Below are 17,386 nucleotides of genomic sequence, written 5' to 3'. Positions count from 1 at the left end.
GAGAAATTGGACGCGGAGGGGAATACACTTGGAAAAAATCATCGTCCGCGGCGGACAAAGGCTAAGCGGTTCTGTAAAGGTTGAAGGAGCTAAGAATGCCGTCTTGCCTGTTATCGCTGCAACATTATTAGCAAGTGACGGAAAAAGCGTAATTCGTGATGTGCCAACTCTCTCCGATGTATATACCATCAACGAAGTATTACGTTCTTTAAACGCCGTAGTGGAGTTTGAAAATAACACGATTACAGTAGATGCATCCAGAGAGTTAAAAATTGAAGCACCGTTTGAGTATGTTCGTAAAATGCGTGCTTCTGTATTGGTTATGGGATCCCTGCTTGCCAGGAATGGCCGTGCTCGCGTAGCATTACCAGGCGGCTGTGCAATCGGTTCCCGTCCTATCGACCAGCACCTTAAAGGCTTTGAAGCAATGGGTGCTACAGTCAAGGTAGGCAACGGTTTTATCGAAGCCGAAGCAGTCAATGGTCTGCACGGAGCTAAAATATACCTTGATTTCCCTAGCGTTGGCGCTACGGAAAATATTATGATGGCTGCTGTCCTTGCAAAAGGTACAACAATCATTGAAAACGTCGCAAAAGAACCGGAAATCGTCGACCTTGCCAACTTCCTGAATAAAATGGGAGCAAAGGTAAAAGGCGCAGGCACTGGCACGATTAAGATCGAAGGTGTTGAAGTACTGTTCGGTGCTGACCACAACATCATTCCTGACCGAATTGAAGCAGGAACCTTCATGGTTGCGTCTGCCATCACTGGTGGAAACGTGCTTGTAAAAGGCGCAGTCCCAGAGCATCTTTCTTCATTAGTAGCGAAGATGGAAGAAATGGGCGTTACCATCATCGAGGAAGAGGATGGCCTTCGTGTCATCGGACCTGAAAAATTGAAAGCAGTTGACATCAAGACAATGCCGCACCCTGGTTTCCCGACAGATATGCAGTCACAAATGATGGCCTTGCTATTGCGCGCACAGGGAACAAGCATGATCACCGAAACTGTTTTCGAAAACCGCTTCATGCACGTGGAAGAATTCCGCCGCATGAATGCAAACATCAAAATCGATGGCCGCTCTGTCATCATGAACGGACCATCTGACCTTCAGGGAGCAGAAGTGGCAGCAACTGACCTGCGTGCCGCAGCATCACTGATCCTGACTGGTCTTGTGGCAGATGGAGTTACACGCGTAACGGAACTGTATCACCTGGACCGCGGCTATGTGGACTTCCATCATAAGCTCGCAGGACTGGGCGCAGACATCGAACGCGTCAGCGAAGTAGAAGAACAGCCAGTAACTGAAAAATTAGTCTCAGACATGAACGCATAAATAATACTGCTCATAAAACCGGAGAATTATGCTTTAACGTATAGTTCTGCGGTTTTTTGATTTTTTGACTGGATTTTTTCAGGGCTCTTTTCTCAAACTTGTTGCTATTGACTTATCTAAATTTCTTCACCAAATTAATGTATATTAAGAGAAAAGAGCTGGCCAACTTAGTACAGATCTGCAAAATGGCTTTTATCACGTTAAAATCGGCTTTAGGGTTTTGACAACCATCTTTACGAAGACAGCCTTTCAAAAATTTTTGTCCAATTTCGACCGACTTATTATGAACATTTTATAAGAAAATATGCAAAATGTGAGCTTTTTCAATTTCTGTCATAAAAGCTTGTCCGCCTCCATAAGAATGGAATGAGACGGTTAACGGCCGTAAAATTTCATAATGGAGGCTTTTCTATGTTAAAATTCAAACCAATCATCCTACTAGCTGCAATCCTTTTCGCTGTCACACTCTTGATTCCATCCTTGCTCGTCCTCCCTTTTATGGAAGAAAAGGCAGGCGGAAAGCTTGGAGAAGAGCTGCAAACTGAAGCAAAGGAGGCTGCCGCTATGCCTACAGCAGATTCAGCAATCGAGGTGGCTGTCTACCGGACAGCGTTATCCAAAACCGAGAAGCTTCCACTTGATGACTACTTGATTGGCGTCGTAGCCGCTGAAATGCCAGCTGAGTTCGAGCTTGAGGCATTGAAGGCACAGGCGCTGTCAGCGAGGACTTATTATGTAAAACAAATGCTGAGCCCAAATAAAGTTGGCGTTCCCGAGGGTGCACAGCTGAATGATACCGAAATCCATCAGGTTTTTAAAAATAAAGAAGAGTTGAAGAAACAGTGGGGTACCGACTACAAATGGAAGATGAAGAAAATCGCCGATGCTGTAAAAGCCACTGACGGCCAGGTGCTTACCTATGATGGTTCGCCAATCGACGCGACTTTCTTCTCAACATCGAACGGGTTCACAGAGAATTCGGAGGAATACTGGTCAAATTCACTGCCATACTTGCGCAGCGTAGAAAGTCCATGGGACCTGAAGTCGCCGAAGTTCCGCAGCCAGGAAGTGAAGACAGTGGCCGAGGTGGAATCTAAATTAGGCGTCAAGCTGCCGAACTCCGCGGAAATTGGCAAAGTCATCTCCAGGACATCCGGAAACCGCGTCGCCAAAATCGACATTGGCGGAAAAGTACTCACCGGCAAAGAAGTACGTGAAAAACTTGGCCTGCGCTCAAGCGACTTCAGCTGGGAACTCAAAGGCAACAACGTCATCATCACCACAGAAGGCTTCGGCCACGGCGTCGGCATGAGCCAATACGGCGCCAACGGCATGGCCACAGAAGGCAAGAACTATCAGGACATCGTCAAACACTACTACAAGGGTGTAGAGATCAGTGATGCGGATAGCATGCTGAATAAGGTGACTGCGAAGAAATAAAATAATAATAATTACAAGGCCAGGGCGAAGAGCAGCCCTGGCTTTTTAGCGCGGGTTTGTATGGTTGTTTGACTTATTGCTTATTCGCGAGCTTGAAGAAAGTCTCGATGTCTGGAGGCATGTGGTAGAAGCGGCCATGAGTATTGCCAGTGAAGGGGAGATTCAATGAAATTAAAAGATCACTGGCTGTTTTAGAAGAAATACCAATGCAAAAGTCTCTACACATCTGATTCTTGATTGTTGGACTAATAAGGAGGAAAAACTCTTTTACAGTTTTATGGTGAGCTGTTTTGGATTTATGTTCACACACAGGACAATGCCAGATCCACTTTTCGCGATTAATTCCATATGATAAACAAGACGGGCATTGAACACCCTTTTGAAGATCGTCTGGAGTGAGGGAATATTGTTTCAGAATGTCCGGGTGAGGTGGAGTATGATTCTTTACAAGTGACTTTGATAACTTTTTTACTTCTTTATCAGTAAAACTTGGATTTGGGGTGGTATCGTCGATCTGAAGAACGCGACTTAATAATACATCTCCTTTTACTATCAAGTTATTCAGGGAGCGGTCACTTACCTTGATAATAGTAGAAGCATTGCTGATTGCAACTAGTTGGTATATGGGCGGAACACTGAACTTATGATTCTTCAGCCATCTCTTCAAATGCCAGGCTTGCATACGAACTTGGTTAATGGGATTATCATATGATTTCTCTTGGTCATTCTTTGTTTGAATCATTTGTTCGGAATGTTTGTCAAAGAAAAGAGTGCCAGAATAGGCTTTTGTTTCAATTAGAAGGATATAGCGAAGAGTTAAAATGAGAGTATCAATCTGGAAATGCCATTTTTCATCTTGCAGGCGTAAATCCCGAAAGATATGGTAACCTTTTTCAGGTAAAAAACTTAAACGTTAATCCGTTTGCAGTTCACCTCTATATCCAGCACGCCAGGCTTTGTAATCTGACTCAATTAATGTGAATTTTGGGTGATTTGGTAAGATTCTTTCCATTAAAGCCTCATACATAAGAAGCCGAATGGGATATGTCCGTTCTTTTTCTATCAAATTATTCACTTCCCTATTAGTTTTTATACGGATTCTTTATTTTCACTCCGAATACCTGCGGAAATAACGATTTTATTATGAAAGTTTTATGTCCGAAGTAACTAATCATAATATAATTCTACGGTTGGGAGCGATAATTTAACGGTTGCAGCCATTAATCTAACGGTTATAGCCAATCATTTAACGGTTGGACTAATTGACTGTGCGAGTCACTACTAAAAAAACAAAAAGCCAGCCCCCATAACAAGGCCAGCCCCTTAAAAACCGTAATTAATAACCATCTTAAAAACAAATCCAGCTAAAACCCCCGAACTCTCTCCTCAATCCCACGCAAAACCCTCCCCAGCCGCGCAAACTTGCCGCTGAAGTAGGCGTGATGAATGAAGTGCGATGCCGCTAAAACCCCGATTACGTCTTTTATAAAATCAATCACGGTGGCGGATCGCGCCGGGACGAAGCTTTGATGGACCTCGTCGAGCAGGCCGTACAGGATGGCCACGCCCATGAAGGCGAAGCTCATCACCGGTGTGAAGCGCCCGGTCGTCAGCGCGGCCAGGACGAGCAGCACATACAGGATGCCGAACTCAACAAGATGGAGTGATTCTTTTAAAAAGCGGTCTACACCTCGGTCTGGCAGTTCGATGACTGCAGTATCGGGCAGGCTGGACATGATCCAGATTGCCGCCATATAAGCGAAAGGCAGAAGGCGCAGAATCCATAATAATAACTTTTTCATGATAAAACCTCACTTTATAGTAGTAACCCAAACGTAGCGGGAAGTGGGCACCAAAACGCTTTGATTAGCTGAGATTTAGTGCCAAAAAACTTTTTTGCATAAAATCCTAACTTTTGTCGAAAAATAAGCAGTAAAAAATTTTTCAACTCTATGTATATATTTTTTCGCTTCTGTTCAAACTGATTGCTGAGGTGATGAAAATGAGAGAGGAAGAAAAAAGATCTTCTCAAGACAAAAGCAAGAACAGCTTTTTCAAGAAGCGGTGGGTGTATCCAACAGTTTATATTGCTAGTGCCGCAATCATTCTAACTGGTGTCCTTTGGTATCAAAACAGCGCGACTGATTCTCTGGATCAGTCAGAGTACAAAGCGACTGACATGCCTGGCAAAAAGATTAATGACCAGCCTGCAGTTGAAGTGAACCGCGCTATGGAGAACTTCGTAATGCCAGTGGTGAGTGAAGATGATGCTGTCATCCAAATGGGATTCTACGATAATGACAGCGATTCGGCAGAGCAAGAAGCAGCTCTAGTGTTCTATGATAATACTTACCATCCGAACACTGGTCTGGACATTGCAGCAAAAGACGGCAAGGAATTTGATGTAATCGCGTCACTTAGCGGTACTGTCAAGAATGTCATGGAAGATGCTGTACTTGGAAATGTCATTGAAATCGAGCATGACAAAGGTATTGTAACACAATATCAGTCAGTGAAAGACTACAAAGTTAAGGTTGGCGACGAGGTTGAGCAAGGCCAAGTCATTGCGAAGTCCGGTACAAGCCTGATCAATGAGAAGGCTGGCAACCATGTACACTTTGAGATCCGCAAGGACAATGTACCTGTCAATCCGCATGAGTACTTCAATAAGCCGCTTAGCGCGTTTCAGGATGCTAATGTAACAGAAGAGAAGGCTTCATCTGATGCAGATGCAGGAAAGTCTGAAGACGCTGTCGAGGAAGATGCTGAAGGAACCACTCCATCTAAAAAAGATGTAGAGGGTACGACTCCAACAGAAGAGAAGCCTGCTGAAGATGGCTCTGATAAAAAAGACGCTGGACAAGATGAAGACAAGGATGCAGGTAAAGACAAAGATTCATCCACTGACTCCGATACTTCAAGCAACTCATAATAAATTCAAAAATTTTGGAACCTGCCTGGCTTTAAAGGCGGGTTTTTTTATTGGATTAATAAGGAATGCGCCAAGCTTAAATAATTGGAAGTTCTGTGGTAAAATCATACAGGAGGAGGGGTACATATGAAACGAGCTTTGTTCATAATAATGTCGGTGCTAATGGCCGCTATCATTTCAGGCTGCAGCAAGGAACCGACTCCCGAAGAACGGTTTTCCCAGTATGTGAAGCTATGGAATGACCAGAAATTTGACGAGATGTATGGATTTTTATCAGCTGAAGCGAAGGATTCGATTACAAAAGAGGAATTCGTCTCCCGCTATAATAAAATTTATCAGGATTTAGAGATAGACAAGCTGAAGGTCAGCTACAAGCAGCCTGAGGAAGAAAAGGAACACGAGGAGGATGCAGAGCTTCCTTTCTCGGCAAAAATGGAGAGTGCTGCTGGTCCGATCGAATTCGACCATAATGCCACTCTTGTAAAAGAAAAACGTGATGATGATACGAACTGGTATGTGGACTGGAACACAACTTATATTTTTCCTGAGCTTAAGGCAGGAGATAAACTAAGCTTCAAGAATGTCCAGGCAGAACGCGGCAGCATCCTTGACCGCGATGGGAACGGACTCGCGATCAACGGCACTGCTGTCCAGGTCGGAGTAGTCCCTGGCGAGCTTGGCGAGCAGAAAGACCAGACAATCGCCAAGGTGGCAGAACTGCTCGATATGTCCGAGGAGCAAATCAACAAGGCGATGAACGCTGGCTGGGTAAAAGATGACCTGTTTGTTCCATTGAAGAAGATTTCGAAGGAAGACAAAGGTCTGCATGAGAAATTATTTTCGATGAATGGAGTGAAAAGCCAGGAGGTGGGGGCCCGTGAATATCCATACGGAGCAGCATTGTCCCACTTAATCGGCTACGTCGGCCCAATCACAGCCGATGACCTTGAAAAATTGGAAGGAAAAGGGTATACAGCAACCGACCTCATTGGCCGCCGCGGCCTCGAACAGGTTCTTGAAGACCAATTAAAAGGAACGAACGGTGTCAGGATTTCGATTGTGAAGGAAGATGGCACAGTCAAGACACTCGCAGAACAACCGGTGGAAAACGGGAAAGACGTCAAGCTAACCATCGATGTTGTCGCCCAGCAGCAATTGTATGATCAGCTAAAAGGAAAGGCTGGTATGGCATCAGCCATCAATCCGGCGACAGGCGAAACGCTGGCCCTTGTCAGTGCACCAGGCTTCGACCCGAATGAAATGACGCTTGGAATCTCGCAAAACAAACGTAAAACGCTAGAAGAAGACCCGCTCCAGCCATTCTTGAACCGTTTCAGGCTGACCTATGTGCCAGGGTCAGTGATGAAGCCGATCACCACGGCAATCGGCCTTGAGAGCGGCAAGCTCCAGAAAGATACTGCGTTTGAAATCAACGAGAAACAATGGCAAAAAGACGCATCATGGGGCAAGTACAAGGTGACAAGATACTCTGATGTCAAAGGCAGCATCAACCTGGAAAAAGCCCTGGTCTATTCGGATAATATTTATTTCGCACAGGCAGCGCTTGGAATGGGACAGGATACTTTTACAGAAGGCCTGAAAAAATTCGGCTTTGAAGATCAGCCGGAATACCTCTACCCAATCGAGCCATCGCAAATAGGCAAGATTGACAGCGAAATCCGCCTGGCAGACTCTGCCTATGGCCAGGGGCAGATTGAAATGAATGTCCTGCACCTTGCGGCCACTTATTCGCCATTCGTGAACAATGGCAACCTAATCAAACCGATCCTGAATATGGAGGATGAACAGGGCCAGGTGTGGAAGGAAGGCCTGGTCAGTGATGAGCATGCCGCAACGATAAACAGCATGCTGACGAAGGTCATCACCGATCCAAAAGGAACCGCCCACAACGGCCTGATCGCCAATTATCCGCTCGCAGGTAAAACAGGCACCGCGGAAATCAAAGAGAAGCAAGGTGAAAAAGGCAAGGAACTCGGATGGTTCGTCGCCTACAACCCGAATGCAGCAGACATGATCGTCGCAATGATGATCGAGGACTCTGGGTCCAAGGATGTTGTTTCGCGGGTGAAGTCGTTTTATGAGTTAAGAATGCAATAGTTGACTGTGTTAAGTCCGGCCAAATCAGGCCGGACTTTTCTTTTTAGGTATTTCTATTTCGAATTTTCAATTATTTTGGTATAATATTTCGCAAGACGAAAAAATATTGGGGGAATCAGAATGTCTTTGCATACATATCCATATCCTTCCCAGCGAATGGCGGCGGTGGCGCGCAATGGGATGGTTGCTACATCACAGCCGCTTGCTGCGCAGGCTGGGCTAGATATTTTAAAAAAGGGCGGCAACGCGATTGATGCAGCGATTGCGACAGCAGCATGCCTGACGGTCGTTGAACCGACTTCGAATGGGATTGGTGGCGACGCGTTCGCGCTTGTCTGGGTGAAAGACAAGCTGTATGGCCTGAATGCGAGCGGTCCTGCGCCGCAATCGATTTCGATTGAAAAGGTGAAAGAGCTAGGCCATGAAAAAATGCCTTCGCATGGCTGGATTCCGGTCACGGTTCCGGGTGCGCCATCTGCCTGGGCGGAATTATCGAAAAAGTTCGGACGTCTGCCGCTTACGGAAGTTTTGCAGCCGGCCATCGACTATGCTCGCAATGGCTATCCGCTGACTCCGATTCTCGCAAAATATTGGAAGGGTGCTTTCAATGCATACAAGAGTCGTTTCCAGGGTGAGGAATACGATGAGTGGTTCCGCGTTTTCGCTCCTGAAGGCAGGGCACCTGAAGCCGGTGAGATGTGGAAATCGGAGGACCATGCGAATACCCTACAGGAAATCGCCGAAACGAATGGGGAGAGCTTTTACCGCGGCGCATTGGCGGATAAAATTGCTGAAGCCTCTGAGAAGGCGGGAGCATTCTTAAGTAAGTCTGATCTTGAAAACTATCATCCGGAATGGGTGGAGCCTATCTCTGTATCCTACCGTGGGCACGAGGTCTGGGAAATCCCGCCGAATGGCCAGGGAATCGTTGCATTGATGGCATTGAATATTTTAAAAGGGTACGAGTTTACACATCGAGATGAAGTCCAGGGCGTCCATCTGCAGCTTGAAGCGATGAAGCAGGCGTTCACGGATGGCAAGGAATATGTCACCGACCCTAAGACGATGCAGGCCAAGGTAGCGGACCTGTTATCAGAGCAGTATGGTGAGGAAGCTCGCGCTAAAATCTCCGCTGAAGCAAGAATGCCTGAACCGGGCACACTTCCTAAAGGCGGAACGGTCTATCTGTCTACTGCGGATGGCGAAGGCAATATGGTATCGTTCATCCAGAGCAACTATATGGGCTTCGGCTCTGGTGTAGTCGTTCCGGGAACAGGAATCGGCCTGCAAAACCGCGGACATGATTTCTCGCTTGATCCCAAACATGCGAACGCGCTTGCTCCGGGCAAGAAGACATACCATACGATCATTCCTGGTTTCATCACGAAGGATGGCAAGGCAGTCGGCCCGTTCGGGGTTATGGGCGGTTATATGCAGCCGCAGGGTCATGTCCAGGTTGCGATGAACATGATCGATTTCGGAATGAATCCGCAGGCAGCGCTTGATGCGCCTCGCTGGCAATGGACCAGCGGAAAGCAGATTGAAGTTGAACATCATTTTCCGAACCATATCGTTAAGGAACTTGCAGCACGCGGGCATCAAATGAAGGTGGCGTACGATGGCGGAGGCTTCGGCCGTGGCCAGGTCATTGTCCGTGACCCGAACACGGGCGTCCTGACCGGCGGAACCGAAATGAGAACCGACGGCGCCATTGCCTGCTGGTAACATTATATTCTAATGAAGGAACACTCCCTCACGAGTGTTCCTTTTGTTATTCTGTAAAATCATTACAAACAGCCCAATTCTATGGAAACAAGTGAAAAAATTTTTTTCGACAAACTCCTATGCCTCAGAATCCCTCCAACCCCTACAGTTACAGACGAATTTTCCACGGTCTTTAAAAAATCGACATAGAAAGCGATTACATTTTCTAAAAATAACGTATTGACCAGCCTGGACATTATATGGATAATTAAATTAAATTTTCTAAAGATTTAGTTAAATGACTAAATTTAAGAATTGGAGGTTTCAACTTGATTATTTTAATCGGCCTGCTGGTGATTACCGGCATCAGTTTGTTCCTGGGCTTACGGAAAAACAAGGTGATTTTTCTGGCAGTCCCGTTCCTGAGCATCTTTCTCTACTTCCTCATCCAGATCATCATGGTCCCAGCCCCATTCTTTGAAACGTTAAAATTCATCTTCAGTCTAAGCTAGAATTTTTCCAACTCGGTATCAACCTTGCCTGGCGCAGGGTTCATATAATTAAATTTTGAAAAAGGAGTGGGGGAAAGCTTTTACGATGTTAGGCTGTGTCCGTCAATCATGAAGGTTTATACAAAGGGGATTAGCAAAAAAAAGGGGTGTAAATGTGAAGAAAATTGATAAGTCAGTTGCTGACGCTTATTTCCGTGAAAAAACCCGTAACATGATCGTTTATTTCGTCATCTGGTTTCTCGTTTCATTTGGCGCAGTGATGATCGCCGAGCCATTGAGCGAGATTTCGATCGGCGGCTTCCCGTTCCACTACTTCATGGGAGCGCAGGGTGCGGTGGTCACGTTCATCATCCTGCTGTTTGTCAACGCCAAGCTTAGCGACAGCATCGACAAGAAGTATGGAATCGACGAAGAGAAGAACGTCAAGCTGAGCGAAGGAAAGAGCCTGGACCATTAAGCCTTTGGAAAAGACAAAAAGAGCGTTTGAATAAGGGGGAGAACTTTGGATACACAATTCTTGGTCTCATTATCTATTATTTTAGCTACATTCGGTTTGTATATCGGGATTGCGATCTACAATACAGCTAAGCAAACGTCTGACTTCTATGTTGCCAGCCGCGGCGTCCCGCCAATTTTCAACGGAATGGCCATCGGAGCTGACTGGATGAGTGCCGCTTCCTTCATCGGGATGGCCGGTACGATCATGCTGCTTGGCTATGACGGCCTGGCCTATATCATGGGCTGGACGGGCGGATATCTGCTATTGACCTTCCTGCTTGCACCACAGCTCAGGAAGTATGGGCGCTACACGGTTCCTGAATTCATCGGTGACCGCTACAACAGCCACACGGCACGCGTCATTGCGGCGATTTCAACGATCATCATCAGCTTTACGTATTCGATCGGCCAGCTTTCCGGTTCCGGCGTGGTTATCGGGCGACTGTTCGAAATCGATGCGAAGCTCGGCACGATGATCGGGGTGGTCCTGATCGCAACATACGCAGCATTCGGCGGAATGAAGGGGATTACCTGGACACAGGTTGCCCAGTATATCATATTGATCATTGCCTATTTGATCCCGGTAATTTTTATGTCCCTGCAAATCACGAGCAGCCCGCTCCCATGGCTTTCATATGGCGAGCTGGTCGGGAAAATGGGTGAGCTCGACCGTGAGCTTGGCATTTCTGAATACTTCGCGCCATTCACGAACGGCACGAAATGGCAGTTCCTTGCCCTTATGTTCACACTGATGGCCGGTACGGCGGGCCTACCGCACGTAATCGTCCGTTTCTATACGGTATCGACGATGAAGGCTGCTCGCTGGTCAGGAGCCTGGGCACTACTTTTCATCGGCTTGCTTTACCTGTCAGCACCTGCCTATGCGGCATTCTCCCGTTTCATCCTGATGACAAAGGTTGCCGGCAGCAAAATCAGTGAGCTTCCTGCCTGGACGAAAACGTGGGTGGATACCGGTAAGCTTCAGGTTGCCGATGGAAATGGCGATGGAATCCTTGAGTGGGGTGAATTGATCATCTCCAACGATATCGTCGTTATGGCGACACCTGAAATCGCCAACCTTGGCGTATTCGTCATCGGCCTTGTAGCGGCAGGCGCTATGGCCGCGGCCCTTTCTACAGCAGGTGGCTTGATGATTGCGATTTCATCGGCATTTGCGCACGATATTTACTACCGTGTCCTGAAACCAAGTGCTACAGAGAAAACACGTCTGAACGTAGCGCGTATTTCGATCGTTGTAGCGACACTGTTTGCAGGCCTGATTGCGCTTAACCCTCCTGGAGCGATTACGCAGATTGTTGCCTGGGCGTTTGCACTTGCCAGCGGTACATTCTTCCCGGCACTCATCCTCGGTGTCTGGTGGAAGCGTTCAAACGCACAGGGTGTCATCGCCGGCATGGTCGTCGGCCTGGCTGTGACATTGGGATATATTTTCGCAGCCAAATACGGCGGCTACACGATTCTCGGAATCATCGACACCGGTGCTGGCGTATTCGGTGCCTCTGCAGCGATTTTAGCTAACGTCATCGTATCGCTTGCGACTCCGGCTCCATCGCAAAAAATTCAGGAAGAAGTCCTCGACCTTCGTTATCCTGAACAGATGTCTTATAAGAATGGTGAAGTCTGGATGAATGACGATGGAAACAAAGCTTTATAAAGAAATCTGGAAGGCCGTGCAGTTCCACCCCCTGTTTGAGGGGCTGGATGAACGCACGGCCCTTTCCCTTGTCGAGGAATGTGAAGCATTTTCCTATGGGAAAAGGGATATGATGCTCCAGGCGGACACACCACGTCAGGGGCTTTTGTTGATTTTACAGGGAATTGCCGAGGTGTTCGTGAAAAATGCCGCCGGGCAGGAGGAAGTATTGGAGGTCATTCAAAAAGGGGAAATCGTCGGTTTTTCAAGCCTCGCGGAATTCCTTGGCTTTGCGAAGTCCGAAAAAACACAGGCCAATGTTGAGGTCAGGGCGGTTGATGATGTCCGGGCCCTGCTGATTCCTTTTTCCGTGCTGGCGAAAAGATGGGACGACCACGATGTCCATGACTATCTGCTGACACAGGTGTCCATCCGCCTGAAGGATGTGTATGGATCGCTTGCGGAGCAGGTGGAAAGGGCCAGGGGAATCGGCGAGGGCAAGACGATTTTAGCGAGGGTCCAGGATATGATGTCGGAAAGCATCGCCTCCGTTTCCCCGGATACTAGCATCAAGGATACTGCCCGCAAAATGTCCGAACAAAAAACGAGCTCCGTGCTTGTCCTGGAACAGCAAGAGCTGAAAGGAATCATTACCGAGCGGGATATCGTCGGCCGGGTGGTAGCGCAGGGACTGTCATTTGATGAACCGGCGAGGCACGTGATGACCGAGAATCCGGTGACGATTTCAAGGTTTGCTTATTATTATGATGCCTTTTCAGAAATGCTTTTAAAAGGAATCAAGCATTTACCGGTCGTTGACCATGGCCAGGTATCGGGGATCGTGACATTGACCGATCTGCTTCGGAAAAAGAATGACAGTGTGATGAGGACAATCAAGAAAATCGAGGGGGCAAATGAAGCGAGCCTGCCTGAAGTCAAAGCAGCAATCTATGAAATTACCGAAACGCTCCTGCGGGACTCTGTTCCTGCACTGGCGCTGCTGGATATCGTGACGAAGCTTTACGACAGATTAATAGCCAGAGCGGTGGAGCTGTCCGTTGCGGTACTGGGAGAGCCTCCGGTGCCTTTTGCGTTCTATCTGATGGGGTCGGCCGGCCGAGGTGAGCAGTTCATGCTGACAGACCAGGATCATTTTCTTGTTTATGGCGAAACGAAAGAGCATGCATACTTTGAAAAATTAGGTACTGAAATCACCAACAGGCTCGAGGCCGCAGGCTATGCCCGCTGCAAAGGACTGATGATGTCGAGTGAAGAACAATGGAGGGGGACGGTGCTGCAATGGCAGGACCGCGTCCGGAAGTGGATGCTGCAATCGACGAATGAAAACATCCTGCTGGCCCAGAATTTTTTCTCCTATCGATTTGCTGCAGGAAGCGAACCGTTGAATAAAGAATTCGAAGCGAAAATCGCCGAGTTGCTCGACCGCTCAAAAATCTTCCTGTATCGCATGGTCCAGGCAGAAAAGGAGCAGGAAATTCCGACGCTCGATGAACCAATCCGCGCCCTGTTCAGGCTCGGCCGGAAAAGCCTCGACATGAAAAAAGAAGTCTTGTTCCCATTTCATCACAGCCTGCAGATCCTCTCGCTTTATTACGGCGGAATCCCGGGAACGCCCCTTGAGAAAATCGCCGTCTTAAAAGAGAAAGGCGTCTTTATGGAAGGATTCACCGACGACCTGAAAGAAGCCATCAGCCATGTACTCGACCTGTATATCAGGCAAAGATGGACAAATAAAGAAGGCAGCACAATCCTATCATTCACAACCATGTCCACCAGACAAAAAGACGAACTCATCCTAAGCCTGCGCACACTCCGAGAACTGCAAGGAATGGTATATGCTAGATTCTCAGTCTGAGAAAACGACAAATTTCGGGCGGTGCCAGGCACCACGAAAGCCCGAACAAATTGTGGGAACCCTCATCGGCATTGAAACGACAAAATTCGGGCGGTGACAGGCACCACGAAAAACTCACCCGGGCGGAGGGAACCTTCATCTTAACTGAGTTCGACAAATTCCGGGTGGTGACAGGCACCGATGTTGTGAGTGGAAAGGAGGCTGGCATGTTTTTTCAAAAAAGGAGTATTTCCTGCCCGCTTTTGTATGAGAAGATTCCTTTATCGACTATAATCGATGATCTTTCTTTTATTGTTTTCGACACGGAGACGACTGGTTTTCAGGTGGCGACTACTGATCGGCTCATTGAAATTGGCGGTGTTCCGGTAAAAGGCGTGAAGGTGATGGAAAATGACCGGTTTCAGACATATGTGAACCCTGAGCGACAAATTTCTCGGGAAATAATTGAACTGACGTCGATAACCGATGAAAAGGTGGCTGGCGCTCCGAAGGCATCTGAAGCAATCTCTGACTTTTTTGATTACATCGAATCTCATGAAACAGTTTGCCTTGTCGGCCATTATGTCGGCTTCGATCATCTCGTGCTGAAAAGCGAGCTGAAACGGGAAAAGCTGGGGCTGAAAAAGCTGTTTACCATCGATACGCTCGACCTGATCGGCTTTATTGCTCCTTCCTACGATATGCGTGATCTGGAACGATACGCCATGGCATTCGGGACAAGGATTTATGACCGCCATAGCGCCATCGGTGACGCATTGACGACAGCGTATCTGTTCACTGAGCTCCTGCAGCAGTTTAAGGACAGAGGATACACGACCTGGGGCGAGCTGATCAAAGCGACCGACAGCCAGATGCGTTCGATGCAGTTTTGATAGCATTGCATTGCGTATCGGTCAGCGATATGGAGATTTTTAAGGATATAAAATAAAGACCCGTGGCATATCGCCACGGGTCCTTCGCTTTATTGCATGCTAATCAAGGCGCCATTTCTAAAAGTAACAAGAACTTGCTTTCCGGCCATTTCTTGATATTTCCTGGCTGTACCGTATGATACTTTCAAGGGAATCGCCTTGCCATCAGCTTCGAACTCGACAGTGAAGTTGTCGGCTGCTCCGTTAATACTGGCTACCATCCATTCTGATTCACTCGGAATTTCCAGCTTTTGCCCAATCAATACCATATCGTGTTTCAAACCATTTGCTGACTTCAATTCCTTCATCGATACATCAAAACGCTGTGAGATATTGAATAATGTGTCACCAGCGCTGACAACATACATTCCTTCATATTGATCATAAATATGTGCCGGTACGGATAAGGCCTGTCCAACATAGATGGAATCTGTGATCAATTTGTTTTCCTTTTTCAAAACTGTCACCGTGACTCCATACTTTTTCGCAAGCGAGAACAATGTATCTCCTTTTTTGACAACATAGACTCCTGCTCCAGTCTCTACAGGTACCTCAAGTTTTTGGCCGGCCTTTATGAAATCGGAAGATAATGAGTTCACTTCCTTTAGCATTTTAACCGATGTATCATATTGCTTCGCCAGGCTGTACAGGGTATCTCCTTTTTTTACAGTATAAAATGACCCGATCGCATCTGTCTTCTTTTGAGCGAAACCAAGCATCAAGCCTGCCGCAACCGATCCGGCTAACGCCGCACCAATCAATTTCCTGTTCCTTTTCAATGTTTTTCTGCGTTTTTCATTTCTGATTCTCTGTTTTCTAGTTTGTCTGTAGGTAATCAAGTCGGCTTCTCCCCCAATGAAAAATAACTCCTTTACAAAAATTCGTAAGAAAACAGGTTTTTATGTACATAAATATGGGTAAACAGGAAAGTTTTTCTGAGTAAAATAGTTGAATTTTTCAAAAAACTTTCCAAAACCTTGTCCCTATTGCTTTTTTCTTGCATATATCCTCAACCAAGCTAATAAACTGTTACAAACCTGACAAAGAGAGTGTTTGAGGTGAGGAATCGTTTGAACAATATGAGAATTCAGCCGGGGACATGATTAATCATAGTAATATCCAGAAGGAGCCTCCTTCTGCCGCGATGGGAAATCATTCGCGGAAAACAGTATTGGCAGATAAAAGCGAGTCTCATTTCACACTTCTCACATCCAATTTAGGGAGGGCGAGTGGTGTGCACGATTACATCAAAGAGAGAACAATCAAGATTGGAAAGTATATCGTGGAGACGAGAAAAACAGTTCGCGTCATAGCGAAGGAGTTTGGCGTATCCAAAAGTACAGTCCATAAAGACCTGACAGAAAGATTGCCTGAGATCAACCCTGACCTTGCCAACGAAGTAAAAGAGATCCTTGATTATCATAAATCCATCCGTCACCTTAGAGGCGGGGAAGCAACAAAAATGAAATACCGCAAAGAGGAAAGGGAAGAAGAACCTGTGAAGTGAAAAAAATTCGACTGAAGCAGATGGGAGGGACCGTAATTCAGCTTTATCATTATTGTCGGCAAATCCAAAAAAAATGCCCAGCTTAGATCCAGAGAAGCCGGGCATCGCCACAAAAGGCGTGTATGATTCTGCTTTGATACATAGCGGAGGCTGCCGCCTTTTTATTATGGGGAAAAAGGGACAGGCTGTGCCCCTGTGTTCGTCTTACCGCATGCCGGTATTCTTCAGCCTTGCTTCCCGTTCGGCAGCTGCGCGTTCAGCGGCTGCCTTTTCCGCTGCTTCCCGAGCCTCTTCTTCCTTTCTGATTTCACTCGCTGCTGCGACGATATCCGGTCCAATGGAGAAAAGAAGCGTCTGCAATTCGGATATTTCCCTGCTTATGCTGCTGATTGCGTTATTGATATACACCATTTCCTGGGCCTGCCAGCTGCTGTTAAGATTCCCCTTGAAGTCCTGCAGCCTGCTTTTGACCTCATTCAATTCCTGTGCGTATTCATTGATTCTATTTGCCTGTGCATACGCCTGGCTCACATTGATTTTCACCTGGATCACCTGCTCATATTTTTAGATTCTTTGATTATAGTATGTATTTGAAAAAAATCCCAATGATTTATAAAAATAAAATTGGATTTTTTTAGTTGAATTGGGGTTTAAATTACATTTTATCGGGGTAAAAAGGACTAGTTTTATCGCTGTGTTGAGCCAGTTGGCACTTTTCAGGTTCTTCACTACTTACATATGGTAAGTAAAAACAGGACTAATATCCCTATTTTTCCAATTAAGGGGGCAATTAGTTGAATATAATTCCTGATATTGTAAGATGTTTATATATTTAGAGATGCACCTAAGGTTTGATGTAAAATTACACTTTTTGAGATAAAATGGTAAAAAATATGAA

General features: G+C 46.6%; 14 protein-coding genes and 1 pseudogene. 11 read left to right on the top strand and 4 right to left on the bottom strand.

Annotated elements, in window-relative coordinates:
* The first annotated feature begins 28 nt into the window (after window positions 1–28).
* Window positions 29–1,336 carry a UDP-N-acetylglucosamine 1-carboxyvinyltransferase gene (murA, locus tag ACNAZ4_RS07625; protein ID WP_415813631.1) on the top strand — a complete coding sequence of 436 codons (1,308 nt, stop codon included), beginning with the start codon at window positions 29–31 and terminating at the stop codon, window positions 1,334–1,336.
* Window positions 1,337–1,747: 411 nt separating this feature from the next.
* Complete coding sequence (spoIID, locus tag ACNAZ4_RS07620; protein WP_415813630.1) at window positions 1,748–2,776, top strand: stage II sporulation protein D; 1,029 nt, start codon at window positions 1,748–1,750, stop codon at window positions 2,774–2,776.
* Between the two features lie 73 nt (window positions 2,777–2,849).
* Here spoIID and ACNAZ4_RS07615 read toward each other — a convergent pair.
* Together ACNAZ4_RS07615 and ACNAZ4_RS07610 are read right to left on the bottom strand one after the other, a co-directional pair.
* Window positions 2,850–3,674: pseudogene (locus ACNAZ4_RS07615) on the bottom strand (nuclease-related domain-containing protein); the annotation flags it as partial.
* A 466-nt stretch (window positions 3,675–4,140) separates the two neighbouring features.
* Window positions 4,141–4,578 carry a VanZ family protein gene (locus ACNAZ4_RS07610; protein ID WP_415813629.1) on the bottom strand — a complete coding sequence of 146 codons (438 nt, stop codon included), beginning with the start codon at window positions 4,576–4,578 and terminating at the stop codon, window positions 4,141–4,143.
* Between the two features lie 200 nt (window positions 4,579–4,778).
* Here ACNAZ4_RS07610 and ACNAZ4_RS07605 point away from each other — a divergent pair, with 200 nt between their 5' ends.
* From ACNAZ4_RS07605 to ACNAZ4_RS07570, 8 genes are all read left to right on the top strand, one after another.
* Window positions 4,779–5,708, top strand: coding sequence for a peptidoglycan DD-metalloendopeptidase family protein (locus ACNAZ4_RS07605; protein ID WP_415813628.1), 930 nt, complete (start codon window positions 4,779–4,781; stop codon window positions 5,706–5,708).
* Window positions 5,709–5,834: 126 nt separating this feature from the next.
* Complete coding sequence (locus ACNAZ4_RS07600) at window positions 5,835–7,826, top strand: penicillin-binding transpeptidase domain-containing protein (protein ID WP_415813627.1); 1,992 nt, start codon at window positions 5,835–5,837, stop codon at window positions 7,824–7,826.
* A 120-nt stretch (window positions 7,827–7,946) separates the two neighbouring features.
* Window positions 7,947–9,551, top strand: a complete 1,605-nt coding sequence (ggt, locus tag ACNAZ4_RS07595; protein WP_415813625.1) for a gamma-glutamyltransferase — start codon at window positions 7,947–7,949, stop codon at window positions 9,549–9,551.
* Between the two features lie 308 nt (window positions 9,552–9,859).
* Window positions 9,860–10,042, top strand: coding sequence for a hypothetical protein (locus ACNAZ4_RS07590; RefSeq protein ID WP_214705988.1), 183 nt, complete (start codon window positions 9,860–9,862; stop codon window positions 10,040–10,042).
* Window positions 10,043–10,196: 154 nt separating this feature from the next.
* On the top strand, window positions 10,197–10,499 hold the full coding sequence (locus tag ACNAZ4_RS07585; protein ID WP_415813624.1) for a DUF4212 domain-containing protein: 303 nt from the start codon (window positions 10,197–10,199) through the stop codon (window positions 10,497–10,499).
* A 45-nt stretch (window positions 10,500–10,544) separates the two neighbouring features.
* Window positions 10,545–12,215: a sodium:solute symporter family protein gene (locus ACNAZ4_RS07580; RefSeq protein WP_415813622.1), complete on the top strand. Its 1,671-nt coding sequence runs from the start codon at window positions 10,545–10,547 to the stop codon at window positions 12,213–12,215.
* Window positions 12,196–14,070 (top strand): DUF294 nucleotidyltransferase-like domain-containing protein, encoded by a 1,875-nt coding sequence (locus ACNAZ4_RS07575; protein ID WP_415813621.1) that lies wholly within the window; start codon window positions 12,196–12,198, stop codon window positions 14,068–14,070. The genes ACNAZ4_RS07580 and ACNAZ4_RS07575 overlap by 20 nt, the downstream gene beginning before the upstream one ends.
* Before the next feature lie 206 nt (window positions 14,071–14,276).
* Window positions 14,277–14,942 carry a 3'-5' exonuclease gene (locus tag ACNAZ4_RS07570; protein ID WP_415813620.1) on the top strand — a complete coding sequence of 222 codons (666 nt, stop codon included), beginning with the start codon at window positions 14,277–14,279 and terminating at the stop codon, window positions 14,940–14,942.
* Window positions 14,943–15,031: 89 nt separating this feature from the next.
* Here ACNAZ4_RS07570 and ACNAZ4_RS07565 read toward each other — a convergent pair whose 3' ends face one another.
* Window positions 15,032–15,820 carry a LysM peptidoglycan-binding domain-containing protein gene (locus ACNAZ4_RS07565; protein WP_415813619.1) on the bottom strand — a complete coding sequence of 263 codons (789 nt, stop codon included), beginning with the start codon at window positions 15,818–15,820 and terminating at the stop codon, window positions 15,032–15,034.
* Between the two features lie 395 nt (window positions 15,821–16,215).
* Here ACNAZ4_RS07565 and spoIIID point away from each other — a divergent pair, with 395 nt between their 5' ends.
* A complete protein-coding gene (spoIIID, locus tag ACNAZ4_RS07560; RefSeq protein WP_031307660.1) occupies window positions 16,216–16,488 on the top strand; it encodes a sporulation transcriptional regulator SpoIIID in 273 nt (90 codons plus the stop codon).
* A 204-nt stretch (window positions 16,489–16,692) separates the two neighbouring features.
* Here the strand turns inward: spoIIID and ACNAZ4_RS07555 are convergent, their stop codons facing one another.
* The gene (locus ACNAZ4_RS07555) at window positions 16,693–17,031 is read right to left on the bottom strand and encodes a hypothetical protein (protein ID WP_415813618.1); all 339 of its coding nucleotides are present in this window, start codon (window positions 17,029–17,031) and stop codon (window positions 16,693–16,695) included.
* Window positions 17,032–17,386: the final 355 nt, after the last annotated feature.

The organism is Mesobacillus thioparans (genome assembly GCF_965138835.1).
Classification (GTDB): domain Bacteria; phylum Bacillota; class Bacilli; order Bacillales; family Cytobacillaceae; genus Mesobacillus; species Mesobacillus thioparans.
The sequence above is the reverse complement of the archived record's forward strand: the minus strand, read 5'-3'. Positions and strand labels throughout refer to the sequence as shown.

Excerpts from the sequence above, each read along its gene's own strand:
- spoIID (WP_415813630.1), top strand. The coding sequence starts at position 1,748 with ATGTTAAAATTCAAACCAATCATCCTACTAGCTGCAATCCTTTTCGCT.
- ACNAZ4_RS07610 (WP_415813629.1), bottom strand. The coding sequence starts at position 4,578 with ATGAAAAAGTTATTATTATGGATTCTGCGCCTTCTGCCTTTCGCTTAT.
- ACNAZ4_RS07605 (WP_415813628.1), top strand. The coding sequence starts at position 4,779 with ATGAGAGAGGAAGAAAAAAGATCTTCTCAAGACAAAAGCAAGAACAGC.
- ACNAZ4_RS07600 (WP_415813627.1), top strand. The coding sequence starts at position 5,835 with ATGAAACGAGCTTTGTTCATAATAATGTCGGTGCTAATGGCCGCTATC.
- ggt (WP_415813625.1), top strand. The coding sequence starts at position 7,947 with ATGTCTTTGCATACATATCCATATCCTTCCCAGCGAATGGCGGCGGTG.
- ACNAZ4_RS07575 (WP_415813621.1), top strand. The coding sequence starts at position 12,196 with ATGGAAACAAAGCTTTATAAAGAAATCTGGAAGGCCGTGCAGTTCCAC.
- ACNAZ4_RS07570 (WP_415813620.1), top strand. The coding sequence starts at position 14,277 with ATGTTTTTTCAAAAAAGGAGTATTTCCTGCCCGCTTTTGTATGAGAAG.